The sequence below is a fragment of the uncultured Friedmanniella sp. genome (genome assembly GCF_964244005.1).
Taxonomy (GTDB): Bacteria; Actinomycetota; Actinomycetes; order Propionibacteriales; family Propionibacteriaceae; genus Microlunatus.
Genome location: NZ_CAXTHG010000003.1, coordinates 1 through 25,499, shown reverse-complemented (window position 1 = coordinate 25,499; position 25,499 = coordinate 1). Strand labels below are relative to the sequence as shown.

Sequence of the window (25,499 nt, the reverse complement as noted above, 5' to 3'; positions counted from 1 at the left end):
CGCTCAGGCTAGCGTCTGTGCGGTCTCCCAGACGCGGTCGAAGGCGGCGGCATAGTAGGCGAACAGTTGCCCACCTGGCACCTTGCGAAGGTGCATGATCGGTGACTTAGCCGCAAAGGCGCCATAGGTGTGGTTATTGATCAGCATGGCGTCGTCGAAGCGGAATTGGCTGGCGTAGAGCACCGTCTGGTGGATGCGGATATCAACCCCGGGAAGCGTGCGGACATCGCTGAGGTACTCCAGTGTCGACTGACACCGCTGCGGCAGGGTCGGTAACCCTTCCTCGATCCCGCGTTGCCGGACCGTCTCAGATCGGCTGTCGCCAACAAGGAGGCGGAAATTAGTGCCGGCGGCGGACTTGTTGCGTATGACCTCGACCAAGTCGTAGGCCTCTACCAGGAACCCGCCGGAGTAGACCAGCACATCGATCTGCTCGGCCGCCTGCTGGAAGAGGGATCGCCACACTTCTCCAGGCACGGTGTTGCGGGTCGGCCACATCTGCACGAGCTCGGCTTGGCTGGCGTTTCGGCTCTGCTCGGTGCTGAGGAGCTGCGGCCAGAAGTAGGTCTCGTCCTGGCCCAGGAGGCGAGCGACCCTCACCCGGGTGCTGCTGTGCGGCATCCGGTCGCGAGTGATCCAGCGTTCGACACTCTTCGCGTCGACGCTGACACGCTCGGCGAGCTGCGCCTGAGTGAGTTCGGCCGCGCTGAGCGCGTTGCGTAACCGCTGGTTGACCACGGACGCCAACGTACACCGGACTGTCCCCAAACGTCCCTCAAGTGCGGTGTAGACGTCTTCACCGTCCCACCAGGATCAGACCTGTCCGCTGGAAAGGCCAGCAGGGCAGTCCAGGTGAGGAGCAAGTCATGGCGGTTCAAGGTCCGTTCCGGGTGGAGTGCGGTGAGGTGTTTCCCCTCGGTGTGGGGGTGGTGGGTGCGGTAGCGCCGTTGGTGGATTTCGACCGGTCGACTCGGGAGAACCGGGTGCAGCAGCTGGACCGGGACTCCGGGCTGCCGGTGTGGGTGGTCGACGTGATGGATTTCGACCCGGAGGCGCGGGAGCGGACGTTCAAGGTGAAGATCACCGCACCGGTGCAGCCGGTCCCACCGTCGGCGATGGAGGGAACCCCCGTCCGGCCGGTGATGCTGGAGGGGCTGCTGGTCACCCCGTACATGAAGGAGGTCGGGAACGGCCGGTCGAAGATCGCCTACTCGCTGCGTGCGACCGGCATGGCGGCCCCGGGCCGGGCTGCTCGTCCGCAGTCCTCCGCGGCGTAGGGGTCTCGGAGATGAGTGTGGTGGGGGCGGCGGTCGTGCTCGGTGTGGTGATCGTGATGCTGCTCCGGCTGCGGGTGTTGCGGCCGTCCGGGGCGCTGGTGTGTGTGCTGTTCGGGCTGGTGTTGGCGGCGACCCCGATCGGTGGGGCGTTGACTCACGGGCTGCAGCAGGTCGGGGACGCGTTGTGGCGGGAGGTGACCCGGCTGTGAACCTCGGCGGACACAAGGTCGAAGAGTCCCCGATCCGGGTGCGGTGGGAGCCGGTCCGGATCTCCCTGACCGCGCTGGTGGTCGGCTGGCTGGCCCGGCGGCTGGCCCGGCTGGTGCTGGCGGTGGTCACGTCCCCGACCGCTCTCGCCGGTCTCACTGCCGTCGTCGTGCTGGCCTTGGTCTGGCGGCACCTCGGGTCGGCGTTCGTGCTGTCGGCGGCGTTGGTGCTGGCAACCGGGCTGGTGGCGTTCCGGTGGCGGCGTCCGGTGCTGTTCGAGTGGTGGGTCGGGCTGCGGCTCCGGTCGGGGTGGCGCCAGTTCTGGGTGTACCGCCGGTTGTGGCAGGCCTCGGTCGACACCGCCGGCCTGAACGTGCACCGCGGCGGGGCCGAGCACCTGCCCGTGCTGGTGCGGGTGACCTCGACGAGGGCGGTGGACCGGGTGCGGGTGCGGATGCTGCCCGGGCAGACGCTGGAGGACTGGGCGAAGGTGGCGGACCGGCTGTGCCAGACGTTCGGCGCCCAGGACTGCCGGGTCCGCACTGTGCCGGAACGGCCGCACCTGCTCGAGCTCTGGTTCCTGACCCGCGACCCGCTCACACAACCCGTCCAGCCGCTGCCGTCGGGCGAGGTGTCGTTGGCGGGTCTGGCGGGTCTAGCAGGTTTGGCGGTGGGGTTGCGGGAGGACGGGGAGGTCTACCGGCTGCGGCTGCTCGGCACTCACGTCCTGGTGGTGGGGGCCACAGGTGCGGGCAAGGGGTCGGTGTTGTGGTCGGTGATCACCCAGCTCGCCCCGGCCGTCCGGGTAGGACTGGTGCGGGTGTGGGCGTTGGACCCGAAAGGCGGGATGGAGCTGGCTGCCGGCCGGCCGTTGTTCGACCGGTTCGTCCATGGCAGCACCGATACCGGCAAAGGGTTCGAGCAGGAGTTCGCCCTGGTGCTGGAGGACGCGGTCGAGGTGATGCGCCGCCGCCAGGACAGCCTTCGCGGGGTGACCAGGCTGCACGAACCCTCGGTGGCGGAACCGTTCCTGGTCCTGGTGGTGGACGAGCTGGCCGCGTTGACCGCCTATGTATCGGATCGGGAGCTGAAGCGGCGGATCGGGAACGCGCTCGGGCTGCTGCTGTCGCAGGGCCGGGCGGTCGGGGTGACGGTGGTGGCGGCGGTGCAGGACCCGCGGAAGGAGACCATCCCGGCCCGGGACCTGTCCCCGACCCGGATCGCGTTGCGGCTCAACGAGGCCGAACAGGTCCACCTCGTTCTCGGCCCCGGCGCCCGGGACCGCGGCGCCCGCTGCGACCTCATCCCCGACACCCAGCCCGGGATCGGCTACGTCACCGTCGACGGTATCGCCGAACCCGTCCGGGTCCGGTTCAGCCACCTCACCGACGACCACATCACCGACCTCGTCCAACCGCCCGCACTCCAGCCGCCCGCACTCCAGCCGGCGGCGGTTCAGCTGGAGCCGACCAACGACGAACTGCTCGCCCTCCCCGCCTCGCCGTCCTGGTCGCCGGGGGAGGCGGCATGACCGAAACGACCATGCTGCGGCTACCGGCGTCGGTGGTGCGGGAGCTGGCGATGGTCGAGAAGGTGTGCATCCGGCCATTGCTGCGGCGGGTCATCGACCGCGAGACCGACACCGAGACCCGGGTCGCGATCCCGTGCGGGTCCACCCGGGAGAGCGTCTGCCCACCGTGCGCCCACAAGGCCCGGGTGCTACGGATGCAACAGTGCGCCGAGGGCTGGCACCGCACCGAAGAACCACCGCCACCCGTTCGCGATAATGCCGACCACGAGTCCCAAGACGATCAGGGCGGGCAGGAGGCCGACCCAGCTGGTGATGGTGGGGATCGTCGGGTGCGGTCGACCCGTCGGCGGGACGACGCCACCGATCTGCCCAAGGTGGCGGTCGAGGACCGGACGGTCGGTCGGGTGTTCACCGCGCCGGACGGGCGGGAGTACCGGCCGTCGATGTTCCTCACTCTCACCCTGTCCAGCTACGGACCCGTCCGACCCGGCAGCAGCGTCCCGGTCGTGCCGTCGAAATATGACTACCGACGGGCGGCGTTGGACGCGCTGCACTTCCCGAAGCTGGTCGACCGGTTCTGGCAGAACCTGCGCCGCTGCGCCGGCTACAAAGTCCAGTACTTCGCCGCCCTCGAACCCCAAAAACGATTAGCCCCCCACCTGCACGCCGCCATCCGAGGCGCGATCCCGCGGGAGCTGCTCCGCCAGGTCGTCAAAGCCACCTACGTACAGGTGTGGTGGCCGCCGCACGACCACGCCGTCTACGTCGACCGGCTTCCGGTCTGGGATGGCACCGACTACGCCGACCCCGACACCGGGGAACTCCTGCCCAGCTGGCAGCAGGCGGTGGACCGGCTGAGCATCGACCCCGCCGCACGGTCGGTCCATGTGATGCGGTTCGGGACCCAGACCGACTGCGCGGCATCGTTGCACCGTCCCCGGACGCGGACCGGGCCGTCCGCTACCTGACGAAGTACCTGACCAAGTCCGTCGCCGACACCTACGCCGACGACCAGGACGGCGCCGACCTGGACCGGGAACGCCACGTCGACCGGCTCCACGCCGAGCTCCGGTTTCTGCCCTGCTCACCGGGCTGCGCTAACTGGCTGCGGTACGGCATCCAACCCGACCACGCCGGCCCCGGCCTGCAGCCCGGACGGTGCCCCTCAAAGGCGCACGACCGGGAGAACCTCGGCCTCGGCGGCCGACGCGTCCTCGTCTCCCGGCAGTGGTCCGGTAAATCGCTGGCCCGCCACAAGGCCGACCGTGCCGACGTCGTCCGGCAAGCCCTCCTCGCCGCAGGCATCCTCGCCCCCGAGATCGAACGGCTCGCCGCCGACACGTTGGCCGCGGACGGGAAGCCCCGGTTCTTCTGGACCGACACCAAACCCGACCCGCACACCTACGCCCGCGTCCTCCTCGCCTCCATCGCTGAACGGCACCGCTGGCGCGCCCAGTACCAGGCCGCGAAACAGGCTGTGGACAGCCGTTCGGCAACCGAGCAGCCGCCCTGAGAGCCGCAGCCGACCACTCACCTCGGCCTCCCCGACCACCAGCCAAGTCTTGGTCTCCGGCCTGGCCGTCCAGGGAGAGCGCAGCGAATCCGCAAGACACGAATTGCCCTTGACGGCCAGGGCGGAGACCACACCATCCCCAGTCGGGGAGGCCGAGACCCCAACCCACACAGAACGGAAGACGATCATGGAGAAGTTGCTGTTGACGCCTGCTGAGGCGGCGGAAGCGTTAGGTGTCAGCCGATCCCAGCTGTATGAGCTGATGCGCCGCCACGAGGTCGTGAGTATCCTGATCGGCCGGTCACGTCGAGTCCCTGCTGGACCCTTGCGGGATTACGTGCAGCGGCTGGCCGAGGAGGCCTGGGTGGCATGAGCCGCCGCACGAACGGCGAGGGCTCGGTCTACCGGCGTGCCGACGGTCGCTGGACGGGCGCGCACTGTGTGTTGCGTCCTGACGGTGGCCGGGTTCGGCGGGCGGTCTACGCGAGGACGCAGCGGGAGGCGGTGGCGAAGCTGGCGGTGCTGGTGGCGAAGACGTCGGCGGGGGTGCCGCTGGCGGTGGAGTCGTGGACGGTGGAGTCCTACGCCTCGCACTGGATGGGCCATGTGGTCGCGCCACGGCTGCGGCCGTCATCGGTGTCGTCGTACCGGTCGACGTTGCGCCTGCACATCGTGCCGGGTCTGGGCCGTTACCCGCTGCGTCGCCTCACACCCGCGCACGTCCGGGCGTTGCTGGCGGCGAAGCTGGAGTCCGGGTTGTCGGTGCGGTCGGTGCAGATCGTCCACGCGACTCTGCGGAACATGCTGGCGGAGGCGATGCGGGACGAGTTGATCGAGCGGAACGTCGCCGCGCTTGTGCGGGCCCCTCGAGCGGAGCAGGAGGAGGTCCAGCCCTGGTCGCCGGAGGAGGCGGGGACGTTCCTACGGTCGGCCCAGGGGGACCGCCTCTACGCGCTGTTCGCGGTGGGCGTCGGCCTAGGGATGCGCCGGGGCGAGCTCCTGGGACTGCGGTGGTCCGACGTCGACCTGCATAGGCGGGTGGTGCACGTGCGGCACACGGCGCAGCGGGTGTACGGGCACGGGATGGTGTTCGGGCCGCCGAAGTCCGCGCGGTCGCGACGGGACATCCCGCTGCCGGCGGTGACCGTCGCCGTGTTGCAGGAGCACCGGAGGCGCCAGGAGGAGGAGCGTGCGGCATTGGAGCCGTACTGGCAGGAGACCGGGTTGGTGTTCACGACGACGATCGGGACGGTCATCGAGCCGCGGAACCTGGCTCGCGTGCTGGACGCGCTGATCGTCGAGGCCGGGGTGCGGCGGATCCGCCTCCACGACATGCGGCACACCTGTGCGTCGCTGCTGCTGGCGCAGGGGGTGCCGGCGAGGGTGGTGATGGAGGTCCTGGGGCACTCGCAGCTGGGCATCACGATGAACCTCTACTCGCACGTGATGCCGTCGGCGCTGCGCGAGGCGGCCGACGCGATCGACCGCGTCCTGGGGGGCCAAGAAGGGGCTCACGAGTGACTGCTCGAGCCATTCAACCACCCCCGGAACCGCATGGTCAGCATGAGCCGGAACTGCAAAGGGATGTGGGTGATGTCGGGTGGTGCTCCTCGACGGACGACGGTGCGGCACGTCACTTGTCCCCACTCGATCCCTCGCCAAAGCGGACGCCTAAAGGAGCTTCCAGGTCATGGCCGCAGGCCAATCCTGGTCTGACAGCATCAGTGGCTTGGGGGAGTATGAACGACGTCATATACAAGGGGAGCCGTGGATACAAACGTCCGTACACCGTTGGACATCTTCACCCTGCCGCAGCACCTGGTGGTCCCGCTGTTCCAGCGGCCCTACGTGTGGGACGAGACCGAGCAATGGCTTCCGCTGTGGCAGGACGTGCGGCGGCTGGCCGAGCTCCGCCTCAACGACCCATACTCCTCAGCTACACACTTTCTCGGTGCGGTGGTAGTGCAGGCGCAGGACAACCAGACCGGCAACCTGCCGGCGCGCAACGTCATCGACGGCCAGCAGCGGATGACCACCCTGCAGCTCCTGATGGACGCCACGGGCGCAGTGCTCGAGGAGGCAGGGCGGGACACGCTCTCGGGCCAGCTGGAGTTGCTCACACACAACCTGGAGCTGTACGTCACTGGTGGCGCCACCCGCTTGAAGCTGCGCCACACCAACCGCGACCAGGCGGCCTTCGACGAGGTCATGAACACCGAGCCGCCGGTCAATCACGACGGCCTGAAGCACGCGGGGTCCCTACTGGCCCGAGCCCACCGATTCTTCGTCGCCGCTGTTGCAGAGTGGCTTGGCGAGGCGCCCAGGGACGCGGCACTCGGCGACCGGGCCGAGGTGCTGGTGCAGGTACTCACCAGGGGCCTGCAGTTGGTGGTGATTGATCTCCAGGCCCAGGAGAACTCCCAGGAGATTTTCGAGACCCTCAACGCTCGCGGTACGCCGCTCACCGCCGCCGACCTGGTGAAGAACTTCGTCTTCCAACGACTGGAGGCTGAACGGGTCGACACACGTCTGGCGTACGCCCAGGACTGGCCGTTCGAGGCGACGTTCTGGGAAACCGAAATTTCCGTGGGGCGGTACAACATCTCGCGCAGCTCACTGTTCCTCAACCAGTGGCTGGGGTCCCGGGTGGGTGAAGAGGTCAGCCCGAAGTCGACCTTCACCCGGTTCAAGCACTACGTGGACTACCAGTCGGGCCAGAAGATGGGCGATCTGCTGGTGCTGATCAAGCAGCAGGCTGATCTATACCAGGCGTGGGCGGTGGCAGCTGCCGACCCCGACCGCGCGCTCACCCCGACGGAGATGGCTGTCTACCGGATGGGTGCCACTGGGGTTGAGCTGCTCAGACCCGTGCTGTTGTGGCTGCACGACCCGGAGCTGTCCATCCCAGCGGACGTGGCGAACGGCGTCATCAGGGCCACCGAGAGCTGGATGATCCGTCGCCAACTGCTCCGGCTGACTTCAGCTGACCTCGGCCGCATCGTTGCTGAGCTCATCCGGACTCACCGCACGGCTCCATCAGCTGAATTGGTGGAGCGGGTGCGCAACCACCTGGCCCGGCTGTCCTCGGCTAGCAGCTACTGGCCAGGAGATGATGAGATTCGGGTCGTCCTGCTCACCGAGAACGCCTACCGTCGCTTCCCGCGGGGCCGGCTACGGATGCTTCTCGAAGCAGTGGAAGACCGCCTTCGGTCGGCCTACAAGTACCCACCAGTTCCGCGGCGCGGGTATCCCATCGAACACGTGCTGCCGCAGAAGTGGGAGACACACTGGCCGGTCGAGGGGCTGCAGGCCCAACTCAACCGGGGCGCTCACGTGCATCGGTTGGGCAATCTCACCCTGCTGACTGAGGGGCTGAACTCCGCGGTCTCGAACAGCGCTTGGAGCACCAAGCGCGCAAAGCTTGCCAAGCACGACGTGTTCCTTATGAACCGCCACTTCAGCGACCCAGGCATCGAGGTCTGGGACGAAGGCCTGATCGACGCGCGGTCACAAGTCATGATTCAAGCGTTGCTGGCCACCTGGCCGGTGCCCGAAGGCCACACGGGGCAGGTTCTTCACACAGCCCCTACGGATCAGGGCTGGGTGGAGGTGAAGCATCTCGTCGCCGCCGGGCTACTGGCCCCTGGCACCCGGTTGCTCCCGCGACCCGGAAGGTGGGGCGCACTGGAGGCCGTCATAATGCCCGACGGCAATCTCGAGCTTGACGGGAAGATTTTTCAGACCCCCTCGGGCGCTGGCAGCCACCTTAGAGGCGGCGCAACTAACGGCTGGGCCTTCTGGCGCCTCGAGGACGGCCGAAAGCTCGCCGACGTGCGTGCTGCGTATCGAGGCGAAAAGCCGGCGCAGGGGTCGTCCGAGCCAGCGTTCGACTGGTCACGGCTGCACGCCATCCTCGAAGCTCTGCCGCAGGGGAGGTGGACCGCCTACAGCGAGTTGGCCGACGCAGTAGGCACCGCACCGCAACCTTTGGGGAACCACATCACCAGCTGTCAGCAGTGCGTCAACGGGTATCGCATATTGACCCACGACGGCCGGGTCGCGGAGGCATTCCGCTGGTCCGATCCTCAGGACCACCGTGACCCGGCGCTGGTGCTGCAGGCTGAGGGCATCTTCTTACTCGGCGGCAGGGCAGACCCATCTCGGCGACTGTCGAGCGACGACCTGACGGACTTGGTCGAGGCCGACCATTGAGACAGAACGGTCGTGGGCACGGCACACCAGGCGCGCTGGCTGCTATCGCGCGGCTGGAGGGGCGCTCGGACGGCGTCCTGGCCGGGCCCCTAGTTCGGCTCATGAGTGCCGTTGCTGTCAGCACTGCTGTCAGGCGGTCCTTCGACGGGCTCGAGGACCGAAAGAAAAGCGGATTGACAAGGTGAAAGAGTGGAGCTGACGGTCGGACTCGAACCGACAACCGCCTGTTTACAAGACAGGTGCGCTACCAATTGCGCCACGCCAGCGAGTGCCGAGCCAGCGTACCGGCCCTTCGACAGGCTCAGGGAGCGGTGGACAGGCTCAGGGAGCTGTTCCCGCTGCCGTTCAGCTGTCGACGCCCGGCCCGGCGACGAAGACCGTGCCACGCCCGCTGACCATCAGCTGTTCCCCGGCGCGGGCGAAGGCGGCCTGGCCGCGACCCAGCGGGAGGTCCGACTCGCCGCCCTCGACGACCACGGACCCGTCGGTGACCAGCAGTGCTCGACCGGAGTCGACGGCAGGGACCGACACCACGGACTCCCGCGGCTCCAGCCGCCACAGCGCGAACTCGGGCGCCGGCGTGGGGTAGCGCCAACAGCCCGGGGTCTCCTCGACCGGTTCGATGAAGCCAGGGAATCCGGGGCTGAAATCCAGGATGGCGAGCAGGCCGTCCACGTCGACGTGCTTGGGCGTCAGCCCACCGCGCATCACGTTGTCGGAGTTGGCCATGATCTCCACCCCGCCGCCGCGAAGGTAGGCGTGCAGGTTGCCGGCCGGCAGGAAGACGGCCTGGTTGGGCTTCACCGCGATCCGGTTCATCAGCAGCGCGGCGAGGACGCCCGAGTCGTCCGGGTAGTGCTCACCGAGCTCCCGGGCCGTTCGCGCGAACAAGCCGAGGGCGCCCTCGACCTCCAGGCCTTGGGCGGCAGCGACCACCTCCGACACGGCGGCGGTTCCTTCCTCGCCCCGGAGCAGTGACTCGAAGACCGACGCCAGCCGTTGGTCGGCCGGCACCGCCACGTCCGCCAGCGGCCCGACCAGCTCGGTGGCCGAGGCCACCCCCAGCTGGCCGAACAGGTCGTAGGTCTCCAGCGGGTCCCGGAAGCCGCACAGCGCCTCGCTGTCCACCAGCGCACACACCATCTCGGGCTTGGGCCAGTCGTCCTTGTACAGCCGGTCCTTCGCGTCCAGCGCGATCCCCGCCGCGTTCTCACGCGCATATCCCGACTCCGCCTGCTCTCGTGAGGGGTGCGCTTGCAGCGACAGCGGCTTCGCGATCCCCAGCACCTTCAGCAGGAACGGCAGCTTGGCCCCGAACTCCTCGACCGCGGCCGCCCCGACCACCCCGGTCGGGTCGTCGGCGATGACCTCGTCGAGCCGGCGGCCGTCGACCATGGCCGACGCGGAGGCGTGCGCCCCGAGCCAGAGCTCAGCCTGCGGCTCGTCGGTCGGCTGCTGCCCGAGCAGCTCCGGGATGAACGTGAGGGATCCCCAGGCGTAGGGCTGGATGGCGCCCGTCATCAGCTGGACCATGTCAGGCGATCGTGCCGACGGGCTGGTCGACGGCGGCTTCCCACCGGGCCAGCGTGCGGGCCACCTCGAGCGTGCTCGACCACGGCACCAGCGGCGACTCGATCTCACCCGCCCGCAGGCAGCGCATCACCTCTTGCGCCTCGAAGGTGTAGCCGCCACCCGGCCACTGGGTGACCAGCACCTCCGGCTCGGCGTCCGCCCGATGCACGGTCACGGTCTCCGGCCGGATGAAGAAGTCGTCGACCATCACCCGGCCGCGGGTGCAGTAGACGGCGAGCCGGGTCGGCAGCTGCGCGTTCAGGGTGCACAGGATGGCCGCGGTTGCCGCTCCGCGGGCGTCGGTCGGCGGATAGGTGAGCAGCGCCGCGGCGTGGTCGTCGACCCCGGTCGAGGCGTGCGTGCCGTAGGCCAGCACGTCGGTCGGCTCACCCAGGAAGAGGTTGACCGCGTGCGTGGGGTAGACGCCGGCGTCCAGGATGGCGCCACCGGCCTGGTCGGGGTCGAGCAGCCGGTGGGTCGTCGGCCCGTCGAACGCGAAGCCGAACTGGGCGTCGACGTGTCGGACCTCGCCCAGCTCACCGGAGGCGATGAGCTCGGCGGCCCGGCGGATCAGCGGCTGGGTACGCGTCCACATCGCCTCCATCAGCAGCAGCCCGCGGTCCCGGGCCAGGGCGACGAGCTCCTCGCTCTGGTCGGGACTGACGGTCAGCGGCTTCTCGACCAGCACCGCCTTGCCGGCCTCGAGGCAGAGCTTGGCCGAGGCGTAGTGGTCGTTGTGTGGCGAGGCGATGTAGACCACGTCGACGTCGGGATCGGCAGCCAGCTCACGGTAGGAGCCGTAGCCGCGCCGGAACCCGTACTCGGCCGCGAACGCCTCCGCCTTGGCGAGGGACCGCGAGCCGACGGCCACCAGCGCGGCCTCCTCGGGCAGCAGGGCCAGGTCGCGGGCCAGCACCGAGGCGATGTGGCCGGTGCTGAGGATGCCCCAGCCGATGCGCGGATCTTCTGCGTTCGTCACGGGAACATGCTGACCTATCCGCGCCTGAAGGCGTACGCCGGTTGGGACCGCGCTGAATGACACCGGTGTGATTAGGCCCTACGATGGCGCCATGGTCAGTGTCTCGAACAGCCACCTCGAGAGCCCCGAGCCGCACGGCGAGCTCAGCGTGCGCGACGCCGAGATCCTCGCCTTCGAACGGCAGTGGTGGAAGTTCGCCGGCGCCAAGGAGCAGGCGATCCGCGATCAGTTCCAGATGTCGGCCACCCGTTACTACCAGGTGCTCAACGCCCTGATCGACCAGCCCGCCGCCCTCGTCCAGGACCCGCTGCTGGTCAAGCGACTGCGCCGGCTGCGCGCCACCCGGCAGCGCAACCGCTCGGCCAAGCGGCTGGGCATCGACCTCACGATCGACTCCTGAGGCCTCGGCTCCGGAGCGTGCCCAACCCCGCCCGGACCGCTGGCCCCAACGGCCTGAGCGGCACCTCGCGGTAGCCGCCGATGGCCAGCCCGGCTCGCCGTTCGAAGACGTTCGCCGCCGCGCGGTCGCCGGTCCGCAGCACCGACCAGCCCATGGCCACCACGTACGCGGGCAGGAACGGCAGCCCCAGGCTGAACCACTGCCAGCTGTGCTGCTCCTCGTGCTGCAGCAGCGTCGGCCGTTCGTCGATCAGCGCCGACCACCGGCCCGAGGTGATCAGCACGTTGCCGACCGTGAAGGCGCTCGCCAGCGGGAAGGCGAGGCGATAACCGTCGGCCAGCAGCAGTCCGCGGGGGCCGGGTCGAACGGTGGCACGACCGGCCCCGGCGACAAGCAGCCCGAGCGGCGTGCTGAGGTTGAGCCAGTTGCCGAGCCGGCGGGCTCGATGTCGGCGGTCGAGGGGCAGAGGCGCCATTCCGTCACGTTATCGCGCTCAGCGTCCCGGATTCCGGACAAGAGTCCCACCATCTGACACCCGGATGCGTAGCCGTGGGACCGCCGACGTTAGGCTGGCGTCGTCATCCAGAGGGGATGAGGGAACGGCCCTTTGACTCCCCGGCAACCGCCTGACCGATCAGGAACGGTGCCAACTCCGCCTTGGCCGAACGACGGCCAGGACAGATGAAGTAAGGACAGCCATGACCGCGCTCGCCACCCCGACCCTCACCTCGACGACCGTCCCGCTCCCGGCCGGCGTCCGGACCGGAGCCTTCGGCAACGCCACCCACCTGGTCTGTCGGGCCTGCGGTGAGCAGAGCCCGCTCGGCCCGTTCTACGCGTGTCTGGAGTGCTTCGGCCCGCTCGAGGTGGGCTATGAGTTCCCGACGATCACCCGGGCCCAGATCGAGGCCGGTCCCAAGAGCATCTGGCGCTACGCCCCGCTGCTCCCCGTACCGACCGACATCGCGACCTTCCGCTCCACCGACCCGGGTTACACCCGGCTGCTCGACGCCGGCAACCTTGCCGCCGACCTCGGCCTGCGCCAGCTCTGGGTGAAGGACGACTCGGGCAACCCGACCCACTCCTTCAAGGACCGGGTCGTGGCCGTGGCCCTGTCGGCCGCCCGCGAGCTCGGCCTGAAGGTGCTCGCCTGCCCGTCGACCGGCAACTTGGCCAACGCGGTCGCCGCGGCCGCGGCCCGGGCCGGGATCGAGTCGGTCGTCTTCGTCCCGCAGAACCTCGAGCAGCAGAAGATCATCGCCTCCGCCGTCTACGACACCACCCTCGTGGCCGTGCAGGGCACCTACGACGACGTCAACAAGCTCGCCAGCGAGATCGCCGCCGAGGAGGAGGGTTGGGCGTTCGTCAACGTGAACGTCCGTCCCTACTACTCCGAGGGCTCGAAGACGCTGGCCTACGAGATCGCCGAGCAGCTCGGCTGGCGGCTGCCCGACCAGGTGGTCATCCCCGTCGCCTCGGGCTCCCAGCTGACCAAGATCGACAAGGGCTTCATCGAGCTGATCAAGCTCGGACTGGTGGAGGACAAGCCCTACAAGATCTACGGCGCCCAGGCCACCGGCTGCTCGCCGATCGCCCAGGCCTACCGAAATGATCTTGACTTCGTCCCGCCGGTCAAGCCGGACACGATCGCCAAGTCGCTCGCCATCGGCAACCCGGCCGACGGACCGTACGTGCTGGACGTGGTCCGGCGTACCGGTGGACTGATCGCCGACGTCGACGACGAGACCGTGGTGCAGAACATCCGCCGGCTGGCCCGGACCGAGGGCGTCTTCGGGGAGACCGCCGGCGGCGTCACCGTGGGCGTCACGGCGAAGCTGATCTCCGACGGCGTGCTCGACCCCGACGCCGAGACCGTGGTGATCAACTCCGGTGACGGACTCAAGACCCTGGACGCCGTGAGCGGCCACGTCGGACCGAAGACCACCATCCCGCCTCGCTACGAGGCGTTCACCGACTTCTGGAAGGAGTACCGCGGATGAGCGCCAAGGTACGCATCCCCACGATCCTGCGCACCTACACCGCCGGTGCCGGTGAGGTCACCGCCGACGGCGGCACGCTGGCCGAGCTGCTCGAGTCGCTGGAGGCCAACCACAAGGGCATCCGGGGTCGCATCCTCGACGACGCGGGCCAGCTGCGCCGTTTCGTGAACGTCTACGTCGGGGATGAGGACGTGCGCTTCTCCGGTGGGCTCGAGGCACCCGTGCCCGAGGGCGCCAAGGTCTCGATCATCCCGGCCGTCGCCGGCGGCTGAGCGTCGGCGTAGCGCTCGCAGAGCTCGGGGTCGACCTCGAGCAGGCTCCGCCGGAGCGCTGCGCGCCCGGTCTCTTCCGCACTCGCGATCGCCCTCGAGAGCGGCGACGGGCTGGATGGACCGGCAAGGTGCAGAGGGTCCTGACACTATGGACGTCGTCGTCGTAGCAGGTGTCGAAGGACGACAGCAGCCGGCAGAGCAGCCAGCGCCGCTCATCGGCGGGAACGTACGGACGCACCGCTACACGGGGACATCACTCTCCGGGGAACGCTCGAATGCGCGCAAGGGCGCGGAAGGCGAGGTCACACCGGCGAGATGGTCACCTCGAAGAGCTAACCGATGACCCCGCCCCTCAGGCGGCACAGCTCAGTGCTCGAGAAGCAGGCGGTGCTCCTCGTCGAGCCGGGCGCAGGCCCGCCGGATGAGGTCCTCCTGATGCAGCTCTGCGGTTCGTCGCTCGAGGTCGTCGGCCATGGCGTGTGTCGTGACCGCCACCCAGCCGAAGACCACGGCCGACATCAGCAAGACACCCGCCACCATCCAAAGAGCCAGAAGCTCCATGTCGATCTGCACCTTTCCTACGACCGGTGAGCCGCACTCTCGCCGTGTGTAACACGATCGTAACTCGCGGCGCCAAGAGGCCGTAGCCGTTCCGCCGACCAGGTTGTCCACAGGCAGCCGAGTGTCAAGCGGCTATCCACAGCTCGCCTCCAGCGTTCGTCCACGTCAGATCCGGCGGGCAGGATAGGGGCATGACTTCGGTGGCGCGTGACACAGCTCGCAACGTCCTGGCCACGACCATCGCCATGATGGCCGGCCCGGACGCCCGGCCGCGCGCCGAGCAGATCACCGCGGTCGAGGAGCTGGTCGACCGGCACCGGCACGTCCTGGTGGTGCAGGCGACCGGCTGGGGCAAGTCGGCGGTCTACTGGGCGGCCACGGCAGCGCTGCGCCAACAGGGCGCCGGCCCCACCCTGGTGGTCTCGCCGCTGCTCGCGCTGATGCGCGACCAGATCTCGGCGGCCGAAAAAGCAGGCCTTCGGGCGGCGACGGTGAACTCGACCAACATCGACCAGTGGGCGCAGGTGCTCGGCGACGTCCGGACCGGCCAGCTCGACGTGCTGCTGATCTCGCCCGAGCGGCTGTCCAACCCGGCGTTCGCCGCTGGACTGCCTGATCTGCTGGCGTCGGTGGGGATGCTCGTCATCGACGAGGCCCACTGCGTCTCGGACTGGGGTTTCGACTTCCGGCCGGACTACCAGCGGCTGACCCGGACCCTGCTGGCGCTCGCGCCAGGGACACCCGTGCTGGCCACCACCGCCACGGCCAACGAGCGGGTGACCGCCGACGTGGCCGCGCAGCTCGGCGAGGACACCGTGACGTTGCGGGGCTCGTTGGCGCGCGCGTCGCTGAGGCTGGCCGTGGTGCCGCAGCTCAGTGTGCTCGAGCGCTACGCCTGGGTGGCCGACGCGCTCCGTACCTTGCCTGGTTCCGGCATCATCTACGTGCTCACGGTGGCCGAGACCGAGCGCGTGGCGGCGTTCCTGACCGAGCAGGGGTTCGACGTCGCCGCGTACTCGGGCCAGACGACCAACCGTGAAGAGCTGGAGGACCGGCTGCGCGCCAACCAGGTGAAGGCTTTGGTCGCGACCTCGGCCCTCGGCATGGGCTACGACAAGCCCGACCTCGCCTTCTGCGTCCACCTCGGCTCGCCGGGGTCGCCTGTGGCCTACTACCAGCAGGTCGGCCGTGCCGGCCGGGCGTTGGACGACGCGCTCGCCGTCCTCGTACCCGCGGAGTCCGACGAGCGGATCTGGCAGTACTTCGCCACCGCCGGCATCCCCGACGAGCACCAGGTGGAGCAGATCCTCGACGCCCTCGGCGACGCACCCCAGTCGCTGCCGGCCCTGGAGAGCGCCACCGGTATCCGCCGCGGCCGGCTCGAGAGCACGCTCAAGATCCTGGCCGTCGACGACGCCGTCAAGCGCCAGTCCGGCGGCTGGGTGGCAACCGGGACGGCCTGGTACTTCGACGAGGCCAAGTGGGCGGCGCTCCGCCGCGTCCGGGCGGCCGAAGCCGACCTGATGCGCTCCTACGCCCACGGCGAGGGCTGCCTGATGCAGTTCCTGCAGCAGGCGCTCGACGATCCCGACCCGCAGCCGTGCGGCCGCTGCTCGGTCTGCACCGGCCAGCTGCCCGAGCCGGGCGAGCGACCGGGCGCGGACGTGGTGGCCGCCGCGCAGCGTTTCTTCCGCGGCCAGGACGTGGTGGTCGAGCCGCGCAAGCTGTGGCCGTCCGGACTGCCGGGGCGCAAGGGCCGGATCGGCTTCCTCGCCGAGGGGCGGGCGCTCGCCTTCGCCGACGACCCGGCGTGGGCCGAGGAGCTGGCCCGGATGTGGCAGCGCGACGGCGCGGCCCCGCCGCACGTCCTGGACGGCATGGTCGAGGTGCTCAAGCGCTGGTCCAAGACCTGGCAGCGCCCGGTGGCGGTCGTGGCGATGCCGTCGCGCAGCTATCCCACGCTCGTGGGCTCGGTCGCCGAGCACCTGTCCCGGATCGGCCGGCTGCCGCTCGTGGAGGCGTTGGCGGTGAGCGGTCCACGACCGGCCGAAGACTCCTCGTCCTCGGTCCGTGCTGGGGACCTGCTGCGGACGACCACGCTGATGCCCGGGATGAGCTTCGATGGTCCAGTCCTGCTCGTCGACGACCGGATCCGCAGCCGGTGGACGATCACCGTGGCTGGGTCCCTGCTCGCGGAGGCCGGTGCGACCTCGGTACTGCCGCTCGCGCTGCACCAGCTGCCCTGAGCGGTCGAGGCCGCTCCCGGGCTCAGGCGTCGGTGGTCGGTTCTGCGGTGCCGGGGCGCTGTCCGAGTCCCAAGACCTCCTGGTGCAGGGACTCCATCGTCGTGTCGAGGGTGTACGCGGCTCCGGCCGCCTCGGTCAGCTGGTCGAGCAGTCGCTGGGGGACGTCGTCGCGGTACTTGTAGTAGATCTTGTGCTCGAGGCTGGCCCAGAAGTCCATCGCGATCGTCCGGATCTGCAGCTCGACGACGACCGGCCGAGGGCCGTCGGACAGGAACACCGGGACTTCCACGATGGCGTGCAGGCTCTGGTAGCCGTTCGGCTTCGGATCGCGGATGTAGTCCTTGACCTGCAGCAGCGTCACGTCGGACTGGCTGACCAGCATGTCGAAGATCAAGTACGTGTCGGAGATGAAGCTGCAGACCACCCGGACGCCCGCGATGTCGGTGATCGCCTCGCGGATGTGCTCGAAGGTGTGCGGGCACTCCTTGCGGGCGATCTTGTCCATCAGCCGTTCCGGCGTCTTGAGCCGCGAGGTGACGTGCTCGATCGGGTTGTAGGCGTGGGTCTGCACGAACTCCTCGCGCAGGATCGAGATCTTGGTCATGATCTCGTCGATGCCGAACTTGTACTGCATGATGAACGGCGCAAAGCGGTCCTGAGCCGCCTGCAGCTGCGCCAGGACGCCGGCGTCAGGCAGGTCCGCCGATCCAGGCAACAGCACTGCGGCCTGGATGGGACTACTGGGCTCGTCGACGATGGCTCCCTCGAGAGTGCGGACCCCTATTCTGACCGAGGTCCGCCCCACCCTCATAGTGACGACGTCGAGGACCGCCCGAACCTCAGCCGCCGAGCAGCCAGCCGACGTCGTCGGTCAGGGCCGTGGCGGCGGCCGGGCCCCAGGTGCCGTCGTCGTAGAGCTCCACCTTCGGACGGTGCTCGCCGAGCATCGGGGCGAAAGCCTCGAAGGCGGCGGCCAGCCCGGCCGAGCTGGTGAACAGCGACCGGTCGCCGGCGAACACGTCGTAGATCAGGGACGTGTAGGCCGTCATCGACCCGGTGGCCACGTTCTCCAGGTGCAGCGTGCTGCAGCTCTCGGCCGGCAGCGGCTCGGGTCCCGGCTTCTTCACCGTCATCTGGATCTCGATCGCCCCGTTGCCCTTGAGGTCGAAGATCAAGGCGTTGGTGTTGCTGCCGATCGAGTGCACCGGGCCATCGGAGGGCTTGAAGATCAGGCTGACCCGCTGGGCGCTCTTCTTCATCATCTTGCCGGTGCGCAGCAGGAAGGGGACGCCCTGCCAGCGGTCGGTGTCGATCCACAGCCGGGCGGCGACGAACGTGTCCGTGTCGGAGTCGTCGGGGATGCCGTCGGTCTCGCGGTAGCTGCGGTACTGGCCGAGCACCACCTCGTCGGGGTCCAACGGCCGGAACGCAGCGATCACCGACTCCCGCGCCGACTGCAGGTCCGCCGCCGCCATGCTCTGCGGCGGCTCCATGGCGACCTCCGCCGCGACCTGGAACATGTGGGTGACCAGCATGTCGAGCGCGGCGCCGGTCTCGTCGTAGAAGCCGGCGCGGTCGGCGATGTCGAGCGTCTCCGGCACGTCGATCTGCACCTGGGCCAGGTGTTCCTTGCTCCAGGTGTCATTGAAGAGCCGGTTGCTGAAGCGCACCAGGTGCAGGTTCTGGGTCGCCTCCTTGCCCAGGAAGTGGTCGATCCGGTAGACCTGCCCCTCGTCGAACACCGAGTGCACCAGGTCGTCCAGCTCGTGGAAGCTCTTCAGGGACGTGCCGAACGGCTTCTCGTAGACCGCCTTGGAGCCCGGCGCGAGGCCGTGGGCCTTGATCGCGCGCGTCGTCGGCTCGAAGGCCGACGGGGGAATCGCCAGGTAGTGGATGATCGTCCGGTCCTCGCCCAGCTCGGCCTCGGCGTGGGCGATCACGTCGAGCAGGCTGCCGGGGTTGCTGTCGCGAAAGCCGCCGCCAGCGAACAGCACGTTGGCCGCGAACCCCTTCCACAGCTCAGGGTCGGGAGTGCTCGCGAACTCGACCAGGCAGTCGTAGATGTGCGCGGCGAAGTCCTCGTGCGACACGTCGCCGCGGCCGTTGCCCACCAGCTTCCAGCGCTTGGGCAGCAGGTCGCGGGTGTAGAGCTCCCAGAAGGCCGGCAGCACCAGCCGCTTGGCCAGGTCACCGGTACCGCCGTAGAGGATGATCACGGTCGGCTTCTCGGTGGCAGTCGCTTGCTCGGGAGTCACGGTCTCAGACACGTCTGCAGTATGCCGTCCGGGCGAGGACTACTCCGACCGTGGTCCGGTGCTGAAACCTGCTGTTCACACGGGACCGGGTGCGCGCCGTTCAGCGCCCAGCTCGGCCAGCCCACGCCGCAGCCGCGCGGTCACGATCTGGTCCAGCACTGCGAACGCCTCGGTCGTAGCCTCGAGGTCGGCCGGCCCGTTGCCGACCGCTGCCGCAGAGCGTCCGCGGAGACGATCTCCACCGCCCGGAACCGGCTCGCCGCCCACGTGCCGGCGCCCGCCGCCCCACCAGCACGACCAGCGCCGGCCGGCTCAGGACCTGCTCGATCATGCCGGGAGTCTGGCACCCGTCAGCGGGGGAAGTCCTCGACCCGCAGCGTCTTCAGCCGGCCGGCCTCGTCGCGGTAGCGGACGGTCAGGCCATCGCTGCCCGCGCCTTCGGTCGGCAGCTCCACGCTCGGCGTCGGGGTGGGCGTCGGACTCGGGGACGGCTCGGCCGCCGTACCGCAGCCCATCACGCCCAAGCCTGCGGCCAGCACCACGGCGGCCGTCCGGAGGAGTCTCATCACCTCTGGGGTAGGAACATCGGTCACCCTGGGGTTGGACGGACCCGTCAGCCGCTGTCAGCCTGGAGCCATGACCGAGACCAAGCCCGTCGCCTGCTGGCTGACCGACATGGACGGGGTGCTGGTGCACGAGGAGCAGGCGCTGCCGGGTGGAGCGGACTTCATCGCCGCCCTGCAGCAGCACCGCCGGCCCTTCCTGGTGCTGACCAACAACTCGATCTTCACCGCACGCGACCTGCGGGCCCGGCTGCTCGGCAGCGGCATCGACGTCCCGGAGGCGGCGATCTGGACGTCGGCGCTGGCCACGGCGCAGTTCCTCGCCGAGCAGAGCACCGGGGGATCGGCGTACGTGATCGGGGAAGCCGGCGTCACCTCCGCCCTGCACGACATCGGCTTCGTGCTGACCGACCGCGACCCCGACTACGTGGTGCTGGGGGAGACCCGGACCTACTCGTTCGAGGCCATCACGAGGGCGATCCGGCTGATCGAACGCGGCGCCCGCTTCATCGCCACCAACCCCGACGCCACCGGACCCTCGGCCGAAGGGTCGCTGCCCGCGACCGGTTCGGTGGCCGCGCTGATCACCCGGGCGACGGGGATCTTGCCCTACTTCGTCGGCAAGCCGAACCCGCTGATGATGCGGTCGGCGCTGAACACGATCGAAGCGCACTCCGAGACCACGGCCATGGTGGGCGACCGGATGGACACCGACGTGATCGCTGGCATCGAGGCCGGACTGCGCACCATCCTGGTGTTGTCGGGCTCGACCAAGGCGCACGAGATCAGCCGGTTTCCGTACCGGCCGACCCGCGTCCTGGACTCGATCGCCGACGTGGTCCCGCTGGTCGCCGAGTTCGCCCCGCCGGCCACGGCAGACTGACCCCTGCTGGCTGGCCGACCCGGACGCACGGGTGCCGACACAGACCGGCCACCTGTTCCGGATCGCCTCGCACGCCAAGACCTTCACCTCGACCCTGGTGAGTGCCGACTCCAACCGGGCGGCCAGCGGCTTTCTGTACGACGACGTCCCCAGCGGGCTGAGCTCGAGAGTCTCGCGGGCGGGAGGACTCCTGACCGAAGGTGTGGCGACGGTCGAGCTGCGCTGAGGCCACCCGACCGCTCAGTCGGAGGTCGCCGACGCGGCTTCGGTGTCGCGCGCGGCGCCCCGTTCGGGCATCAGCACGACCGCGACCAGCATCAGCACGGCGACGGCCCCGGTGCCGAGGAACACCTGGTGCAGGGCCGGGTCGAGCACCCGGGCCGGGATCGCGCTCGCGGTGGTGGACACCTTGCCGCCGCTGGAGGCGGCGAGGGCGGCGTTGGCGATAGCGCCGAAGACGGCGATCCCGACGGCGCTGCCGATGGAGCGGGCGAACATGTTGGTGCCGGTCACCACGCCGCGGACGTTCCACTCCACCGCCGACTGGGCGGCGATCAGCGTCGGGCTGGCGACCAGGCCCATGCCCAGGCCGATCACGAAGCAGGTGACGGCCACCTGGGCGACCGAGCTGTCGGGGGACAGCAGGATCAGCAGTCCCATCCCGACCAGCACGATCGCGGTGCCGATCAGCCCCGTCCGGCGGAAGCCGATCCGGAGATAGATCCGGCCCGCCTGCGAGGCCGAGATCGGCCAGCCGAGGGTCAACGCGGCCAACGCGAAGCCGGCGACCAACGCGTTGGTGCCGAGCACGCCCTGGACGTAGAGCGGGATGTAGGAGGTGAGCCCGATCAGCACCACCCCGACCGCCAGGCTGGCCACGTTCGTGCTGTTCAGCAGCCGGCTGTGCAGCACCCACGGCGGGATCATCGGCTCGCTGGCCCGGCGTTCGACGAACACGAAGGCGACCAGGCTCGCGACGCCCGCGGCGAGCACGCCGACCCCGGGCACGGACAGCCACGGCCAGACCACGCCGCCTTCGAGCAGCCCGAGGACGACCAGCGACGTGCCGGCGGCGAGCAGCGCCGCACCGGCGTAGTCGATCGAGTGCCGCGAACGGTGCACGTCCTCGGAGAACCGGCGGGCCAGCACCCAGGCCGCGACCGCGCCGAGCGGCACGTTGACGAAGAAGATGAAGCGCCAGTCCGCGAAGTCGACGAAGACCCCGCCCAGCGTGGGACCGACGACCGACGAGATCGCCCAGACGCTGGCCACGTAGCCCTGCACCTTGGCGCGCTCGGCGACGGAGTAGATGTCGCCGATGATCGTCATCGCGGTCGGCTGCACCGCCCCGGCGCCCAGTCCCTGCACGGCGCGGAACGCGATCAGCGCCGGCATCGACCAGGCAAAGCCCGACAGCACCGAACCGAGCACGAACAGCCCGATCCCCAGCAGCATCACCGGCTTGCGGCCGACGAGGTCGGTGAACTTGGCGAAGATCGGCACCGAGACGGCCTGGGCGAGCAGATAGATCGAGAACAGCCACGGGAACTGAGCGAAGCCACCGAGGTCGTTGACGATCGCGGGGACGGCCGTGGCCAGGATGGTCGAGTCGATGGCCACCAGGCCGACGCTCAGCATCACCGCCAGCAGGATGGGGCCGCGCGCCGAGCGCAGTCCGACATCGGACCGGCTGATGGTCGGGGCTGCGGACTCGGTCACGAATTCGCCAACCGCCCCGGGCGTCCCGGCATTCCCGCGGCCGGTGAGCCTCCGGCAGGATGGCGACACCATCCCTGAAGGAGCGCCGATGCCCCAGCTCACGTCCCCACCTCACCCGCCAGCCGACGTCCCGTACCGCGACCCGCAGCTGACGGTCGAACGGCGGGTCGAGGACCTGCTGGGCCGGTTGACGCTGGAGGAAAAGGCCGGGCTGATGTTCCACGACATGCAGATGACCGAGCCCGGTGGTGGGCTGATGCGGTCGGGCAACATGATCGGCCGGCCGGAGGCGGCTGCGTCGGTGCAGGACCTGAGGATGAACCACTTCAACGTGCTCGGGGCGCCGGAGAGCGTCCGCGACCTCGTCGGCTGGCACCACCGGCTGCAGGAGCTGGCCGCCGACACCCCGCTCGGCATCCCCGTCAGCGTGTCCACCGACCCGCGGCATGCCTTCAGCAGCAACCTGGGCACCGCGGCGCCGGCGGGAGCGTTCTCGCTGTGGCCGGAGTCGCTGGGCTTCGCCGCCCTGCGCGACCCCGCCGTGGTGGAGCGGTTCGCTGACGTCGCTCGGCAGGAGTACCTCGCCGGCGGCCTGCGCGTGGCGCTGCACCCGCAGATCGACCTCGCCACCGAACCGCGCTGGTCGAGGATCGGGATGACCTTCGGCGAGGACGCCGACCTGACCGCCGAGCTGGTGCAGGCGTACGTCCGGGGCTTCCAGGGCGAGCGGCTGGGCCCGGAGTCGGTGGCCACCATGACCAAGCACTTCCCCGGCGGTGGGCCGCAGCTCGACGGCGAGGACCCGCACTTCGACTACGGCCGCGAGCAGGTCTATCCCGGCGGTCGGCAGGAGTACCACCTGCGGCCGTTCCGGGCGGCGCTGGCGGCCGGGACGTCGCAGATCATGCCCTACTACGGGATGCCGATCGGGACGGACTGGGAAGAGGTGGGCTTTGCCTTCAGCCGCGGGGTCATCACCGACCTGCTGCGTACCGAGCTCGGCTTCGACGGCATCGTCTGCACCGACTGGGGACTGATCACCGACAAGACCTTCGCGGGCGAGCCGATGCCGGCGCGGGCCTGGGGGATCGAGGAGCTCACCCCGGCGATGCGGGTGCTGAAGGCGATCGAGGCGGGCGTCGATCAGTTCGGCGGCGAGAGCTGCCCCGAGCTGGTGGTCGACCTCGTCCGGGCCGGCCGGGTCGACGAGCAGCGGTTGGACGTCTCGGTCCGCCGGCTGTTGCGCGAGAAGTTCGTGCTGGGCCTGTTCGACGCTGCGCCGCTGGACCTCGAGCACGCCCTGGCCACCATCGGTCGCGCCGACTTCGTGGCGGACGGGGCGGCGGCTCAGCGGGCGGCGATCACCCGGCTGACCGCGGCCGCCGCCGGGCCGGCGTCCCTGCCGCTGACCGCAGGTGCGTCGGTCTACGTCGAGGGGCTGGGCCGGGACGCGGCGGAGCGGCTGGGCCGGGTGGTCGACGACCCGGCCGAGGCCGATCTGGCCGTGCTGCGGCTGGCTGCCCCGTACGAAGCCCGGCCGGGAAGGTTCGAGTCCCGCTTCCACGCCGGCTCGTTGGAGTTCCCCGCCGCCGAGCGGGACCGGGTCCTGGCGGTCTGCGCCGCCGTACCGACGGTGGTCGACGTCTACCTCGACCGACCGGCCGTGCTCACCGAGGTCGCCGGCGCGGCGGCCGCGCTGCTGGTGAACTTCGGCGCCAACGACGAGGCCCTGGTCGACGTGCTCCTCGGGACGGCCCAGGCGCGCGGTCGGCTGCCCTTCGACCTGCCCTCGTCGACGGCCGCCGTCGAGGCCAGTCGGAGCGACGTGCCGTTCGACACCGTCGACCCGTTGTTCCGCTTCGGCGACGGCCTGGTCGACTGACCGACCTGTCAGCGCCCATGGTCGCCCCGGCGACCACTGCCGCTGACAAGTCGGGGAGCGGGCCGGTGTTTGCACTCGCATGGTCCGAGTGCTAAACATTAGTTAGCACTCTCCTAGCGTGAGTGCCACCTCACACACGTGTGAGACCCCGTCAGGGGTCGTCCGTCGCGGGCACCGTCGTGGGGCAGACAACCAGCCAATCTAGCCGGCGGTCCGCCGCCGGCGCGCGGGAGGACTCGCGGAGAACATGCCCAAACTCATTCAGTTCAACACCGAGGCGCGTCGCGGGCTCGAGCGTGGGATGAACATCCTCGCCGACGCCGTGAAGGTCACCCTCGGCCCCAAGGGTCGCAACGTCGTGCTCGAGAAGAAGTGGGGTGCGCCCACCATCACCAACGACGGTGTGAGCATCGCCAAGGAGATCGAGCTCGAGGACCCGTACGAGAAGATCGGTGCCGAGCTCGTCAAGGAGGTCGCCAAGAAGACCGACGACGTCGCGGGCGACGGCACCACCACCGCCACCGTGCTCGCGCAGGCTCTGGTCCGCGAGGGCCTGAAGAACGTCACCGCCGGCGCCAACCCGATGAGCCTCAAGAAGGGCATCGAGAAGGCCGTCGCAGCCATCGTCGAGCAGCTGGCCGCTACGGCCACCGACGTGGAGACCAAGGAGCAGATCGCGGCCACCGCCTCGATCTCCGCCGGGGACGCCACCGTCGGCGACATCATCGCCGAGGCGATGGACAAGGTCGGCAAGGAAGGCGTCATCACCGTCGACGAGTCGAACACCTTCGGCCTCGAGCTCGAGCTCACCGAGGGCATGCGTTTCGACAAGGGCTACATCTCGCCCTACTTCGTCACCGACACCGAGCGGATGGAGACGGTCCTCGACGACCCTTACATCCTCATCGTCAACTCGAAGGTCTCGAGCCTCAAGGACGTCCTGCCGCTGCTGGAGAAGGTCATCCAGGCCGGCAAGCCGCTCGTCGTCATCGCCGAGGACACCGACGGCGAGGCCCTGGCCGCGCTGATCGTCAACAAGATCCGTGGCACCTTCAAGTCCGTCGCCGTCAAGGCCCCGGGCTTCGGTGACCGCCGCAAGGCCATGCTGCAGGACATCGCGATCCTGACCGGTGGCCAGGTCATCTCCGAGGACGTCGGGCTCAAGCTCGACTCGGTCGACGTGTCCCTGCTGGGCACCGCCCGCAAGGTCGTCGTCACCAAGGACGAGACCACGATCGTCGACGGTTCCGGCGATGCCGAGCAGATCGCCGGCCGCGTTTCGCAGATCCGGGCCGAGATCGAGAAGTCCGATTCGGACTACGACCGCGAGAAGCTGCAGGAGCGGCTGGCCAAGCTGGCCGGCGGCGTTGCCGTGATCAAGGTCGGCGCGGCCACCGAGGTCGAGCTCAAGGAGCGCAAGCACCGCA

Annotated in this window: 23 protein-coding genes, 1 tRNA gene, 1 pseudogene and 1 riboswitch; of the genes and pseudogenes, 15 read left to right on the top strand and 10 right to left on the bottom strand. The window is 69.4% G+C overall.

From position 1 onward, the window contains the following. Positions 1–3: 3 nt before the first annotated feature. Positions 4–738: a multiprotein-bridging factor 1 family protein gene (locus tag ACFE76_RS02550; protein ID WP_375430167.1), complete on the bottom strand. Its 735-nt coding sequence runs from the start codon at positions 736–738 to the stop codon at positions 4–6. Between the two features lie 128 nt (positions 739–866). On the opposite strand from ACFE76_RS02550, the gene ACFE76_RS02545 reads away from it, so the two are divergent. The 7 genes and pseudogenes from ACFE76_RS02545 (at position 867) to ACFE76_RS02515 (ending at position 8,740) form a co-directional block, all read left to right on the top strand. Next, entirely contained in the window at positions 867–1,277 is a 411-nt protein-coding gene (locus ACFE76_RS02545) for a hypothetical protein (RefSeq protein ID WP_375430166.1), read from the top strand. Between the two features lie 11 nt (positions 1,278–1,288). Continuing rightward, positions 1,289–1,486: a hypothetical protein gene (locus ACFE76_RS02540; RefSeq protein ID WP_375430165.1), complete on the top strand. Its 198-nt coding sequence runs from the start codon at positions 1,289–1,291 to the stop codon at positions 1,484–1,486. After that, positions 1,483–3,015: an FtsK/SpoIIIE domain-containing protein gene (locus ACFE76_RS02535; protein ID WP_375430164.1), complete on the top strand. Its 1,533-nt coding sequence runs from the start codon at positions 1,483–1,485 to the stop codon at positions 3,013–3,015. The genes ACFE76_RS02540 and ACFE76_RS02535 overlap by 4 nt, the downstream gene beginning before the upstream one ends. Beyond that, positions 3,012–4,528: pseudogene (locus ACFE76_RS02530) on the top strand (replication initiator). The gene ACFE76_RS02535 and the pseudogene ACFE76_RS02530 overlap by 4 nt, the downstream one beginning before the upstream one ends. A gap of 187 nt (positions 4,529–4,715) precedes the next feature. Beyond that, a complete protein-coding gene (locus tag ACFE76_RS02525) occupies positions 4,716–4,901 on the top strand; it encodes a helix-turn-helix domain-containing protein (RefSeq protein WP_375430163.1) in 186 nt (61 codons plus the stop codon). Continuing rightward, positions 4,898–6,049 (top strand): tyrosine-type recombinase/integrase, encoded by a 1,152-nt coding sequence (locus ACFE76_RS02520; protein ID WP_375430162.1) that lies wholly within the window; start codon positions 4,898–4,900, stop codon positions 6,047–6,049. The genes ACFE76_RS02525 and ACFE76_RS02520 overlap by 4 nt, the downstream gene beginning before the upstream one ends. A 270-nt stretch (positions 6,050–6,319) precedes the next feature. Then, complete coding sequence (locus ACFE76_RS02515) at positions 6,320–8,740, top strand: DUF262 domain-containing protein (RefSeq protein ID WP_375430161.1); 2,421 nt, start codon at positions 6,320–6,322, stop codon at positions 8,738–8,740. A gap of 190 nt (positions 8,741–8,930) precedes the next feature. On the opposite strand, the gene ACFE76_RS02510 is transcribed toward ACFE76_RS02515, so the two are convergent. From ACFE76_RS02510 to ACFE76_RS02500, 3 genes are all read right to left on the bottom strand, one after another. Then, a tRNA-Thr gene (locus ACFE76_RS02510) sits at positions 8,931–9,006 on the bottom strand. A 79-nt stretch (positions 9,007–9,085) separates the two neighbouring features. Then, positions 9,086–10,261, bottom strand: a complete 1,176-nt coding sequence (gene manA, locus ACFE76_RS02505; protein ID WP_375430160.1) for a mannose-6-phosphate isomerase, class I — start codon at positions 10,259–10,261, stop codon at positions 9,086–9,088. Between the two features lie 13 nt (positions 10,262–10,274). Then, positions 10,275–11,291 carry a Gfo/Idh/MocA family protein gene (locus tag ACFE76_RS02500; RefSeq protein WP_375430159.1) on the bottom strand — a complete coding sequence of 339 codons (1,017 nt, stop codon included), beginning with the start codon at positions 11,289–11,291 and terminating at the stop codon, positions 10,275–10,277. A gap of 91 nt (positions 11,292–11,382) precedes the next feature. On the opposite strand from ACFE76_RS02500, the gene ACFE76_RS02495 reads away from it, so the two are divergent. After that, positions 11,383–11,691, top strand: coding sequence for a DUF3263 domain-containing protein (locus tag ACFE76_RS02495; RefSeq protein ID WP_375430158.1), 309 nt, complete (start codon positions 11,383–11,385; stop codon positions 11,689–11,691). On the opposite strand, the gene ACFE76_RS02490 is transcribed toward ACFE76_RS02495, so the two are convergent. Beyond that, positions 11,675–12,166: a hypothetical protein gene (locus ACFE76_RS02490; protein ID WP_375430157.1), complete on the bottom strand. Its 492-nt coding sequence runs from the start codon at positions 12,164–12,166 to the stop codon at positions 11,675–11,677. The two genes, ACFE76_RS02495 and ACFE76_RS02490, sit on opposite strands and share 17 nt — an antisense overlap. A 100-nt stretch (positions 12,167–12,266) precedes the next feature. After that, a riboswitch (SAM riboswitch) is annotated at positions 12,267–12,379 on the top strand. Between the two features lie 10 nt (positions 12,380–12,389). Between ACFE76_RS02490 and thrC the strand changes: the two genes are divergently transcribed. Together thrC and ACFE76_RS02480 are read left to right on the top strand one after the other, a co-directional pair. Next, on the top strand, positions 12,390–13,691 hold the full coding sequence (gene thrC / locus ACFE76_RS02485) for a threonine synthase (RefSeq protein WP_375430156.1): 1,302 nt from the start codon (positions 12,390–12,392) through the stop codon (positions 13,689–13,691). Continuing rightward, positions 13,688–13,963 (top strand): MoaD/ThiS family protein, encoded by a 276-nt coding sequence (locus tag ACFE76_RS02480; RefSeq protein WP_375430155.1) that lies wholly within the window; start codon positions 13,688–13,690, stop codon positions 13,961–13,963. Before thrC ends, ACFE76_RS02480 begins: the two co-directional genes overlap by 4 nt. Positions 13,964–14,329: 366 nt before the next feature. Here the strand turns inward: ACFE76_RS02480 and ACFE76_RS02475 are convergent, their stop codons facing one another. Next, positions 14,330–14,536 (bottom strand): hypothetical protein, encoded by a 207-nt coding sequence (locus tag ACFE76_RS02475; RefSeq protein ID WP_375430154.1) that lies wholly within the window; start codon positions 14,534–14,536, stop codon positions 14,330–14,332. Between the two features lie 179 nt (positions 14,537–14,715). On the opposite strand from ACFE76_RS02475, the gene ACFE76_RS02470 reads away from it, so the two are divergent. Further along, the gene (locus tag ACFE76_RS02470) at positions 14,716–16,770 is read left to right on the top strand and encodes a RecQ family ATP-dependent DNA helicase (RefSeq protein WP_375430153.1); all 2,055 of its coding nucleotides are present in this window, start codon (positions 14,716–14,718) and stop codon (positions 16,768–16,770) included. Between the two features lie 22 nt (positions 16,771–16,792). Here ACFE76_RS02470 and ACFE76_RS02465 read toward each other — a convergent pair whose 3' ends face one another. From ACFE76_RS02465 to ACFE76_RS02455, 3 genes are all read right to left on the bottom strand, one after another. Next, entirely contained in the window at positions 16,793–17,491 is a 699-nt protein-coding gene (locus ACFE76_RS02465; RefSeq protein ID WP_375430152.1) for a GTP pyrophosphokinase family protein, read from the bottom strand. A 118-nt stretch (positions 17,492–17,609) separates the two neighbouring features. Then, positions 17,610–19,037, bottom strand: a complete 1,428-nt coding sequence (locus ACFE76_RS02460) for a hypothetical protein (RefSeq protein WP_375430151.1) — start codon at positions 19,035–19,037, stop codon at positions 17,610–17,612. Positions 19,038–19,375: 338 nt separating this feature from the next. Beyond that, complete coding sequence (locus ACFE76_RS02455) at positions 19,376–19,591, bottom strand: hypothetical protein (RefSeq protein WP_375430150.1); 216 nt, start codon at positions 19,589–19,591, stop codon at positions 19,376–19,378. 70 nt (positions 19,592–19,661) lie between these two features. Here ACFE76_RS02455 and ACFE76_RS02450 point away from each other — a divergent pair, with 70 nt between their 5' ends. Next, on the top strand, positions 19,662–20,471 hold the full coding sequence (locus tag ACFE76_RS02450) for an HAD-IIA family hydrolase (RefSeq protein WP_375430149.1): 810 nt from the start codon (positions 19,662–19,664) through the stop codon (positions 20,469–20,471). Positions 20,472–20,502: 31 nt separating this feature from the next. Next, positions 20,503–20,697, top strand: coding sequence for a hypothetical protein (locus ACFE76_RS02445; RefSeq protein ID WP_375430148.1), 195 nt, complete (start codon positions 20,503–20,505; stop codon positions 20,695–20,697). Positions 20,698–20,711: 14 nt separating this feature from the next. Here ACFE76_RS02445 and ACFE76_RS02440 read toward each other — a convergent pair whose 3' ends face one another. Continuing rightward, positions 20,712–22,190: an MDR family MFS transporter gene (locus tag ACFE76_RS02440; RefSeq protein WP_375430147.1), complete on the bottom strand. Its 1,479-nt coding sequence runs from the start codon at positions 22,188–22,190 to the stop codon at positions 20,712–20,714. Between the two features lie 88 nt (positions 22,191–22,278). Between ACFE76_RS02440 and ACFE76_RS02435 the strand changes: the two genes are divergently transcribed. Continuing rightward, positions 22,279–24,072: a glycoside hydrolase family 3 protein gene (locus tag ACFE76_RS02435; protein ID WP_375430146.1), complete on the top strand. Its 1,794-nt coding sequence runs from the start codon at positions 22,279–22,281 to the stop codon at positions 24,070–24,072. Positions 24,073–24,319: 247 nt separating this feature from the next. Beyond that, positions 24,320–25,499 (top strand): chaperonin GroEL (gene groL, locus ACFE76_RS02430; RefSeq protein WP_375430145.1); only part of this gene is annotated, 1,180 nt, incomplete at its 3' end.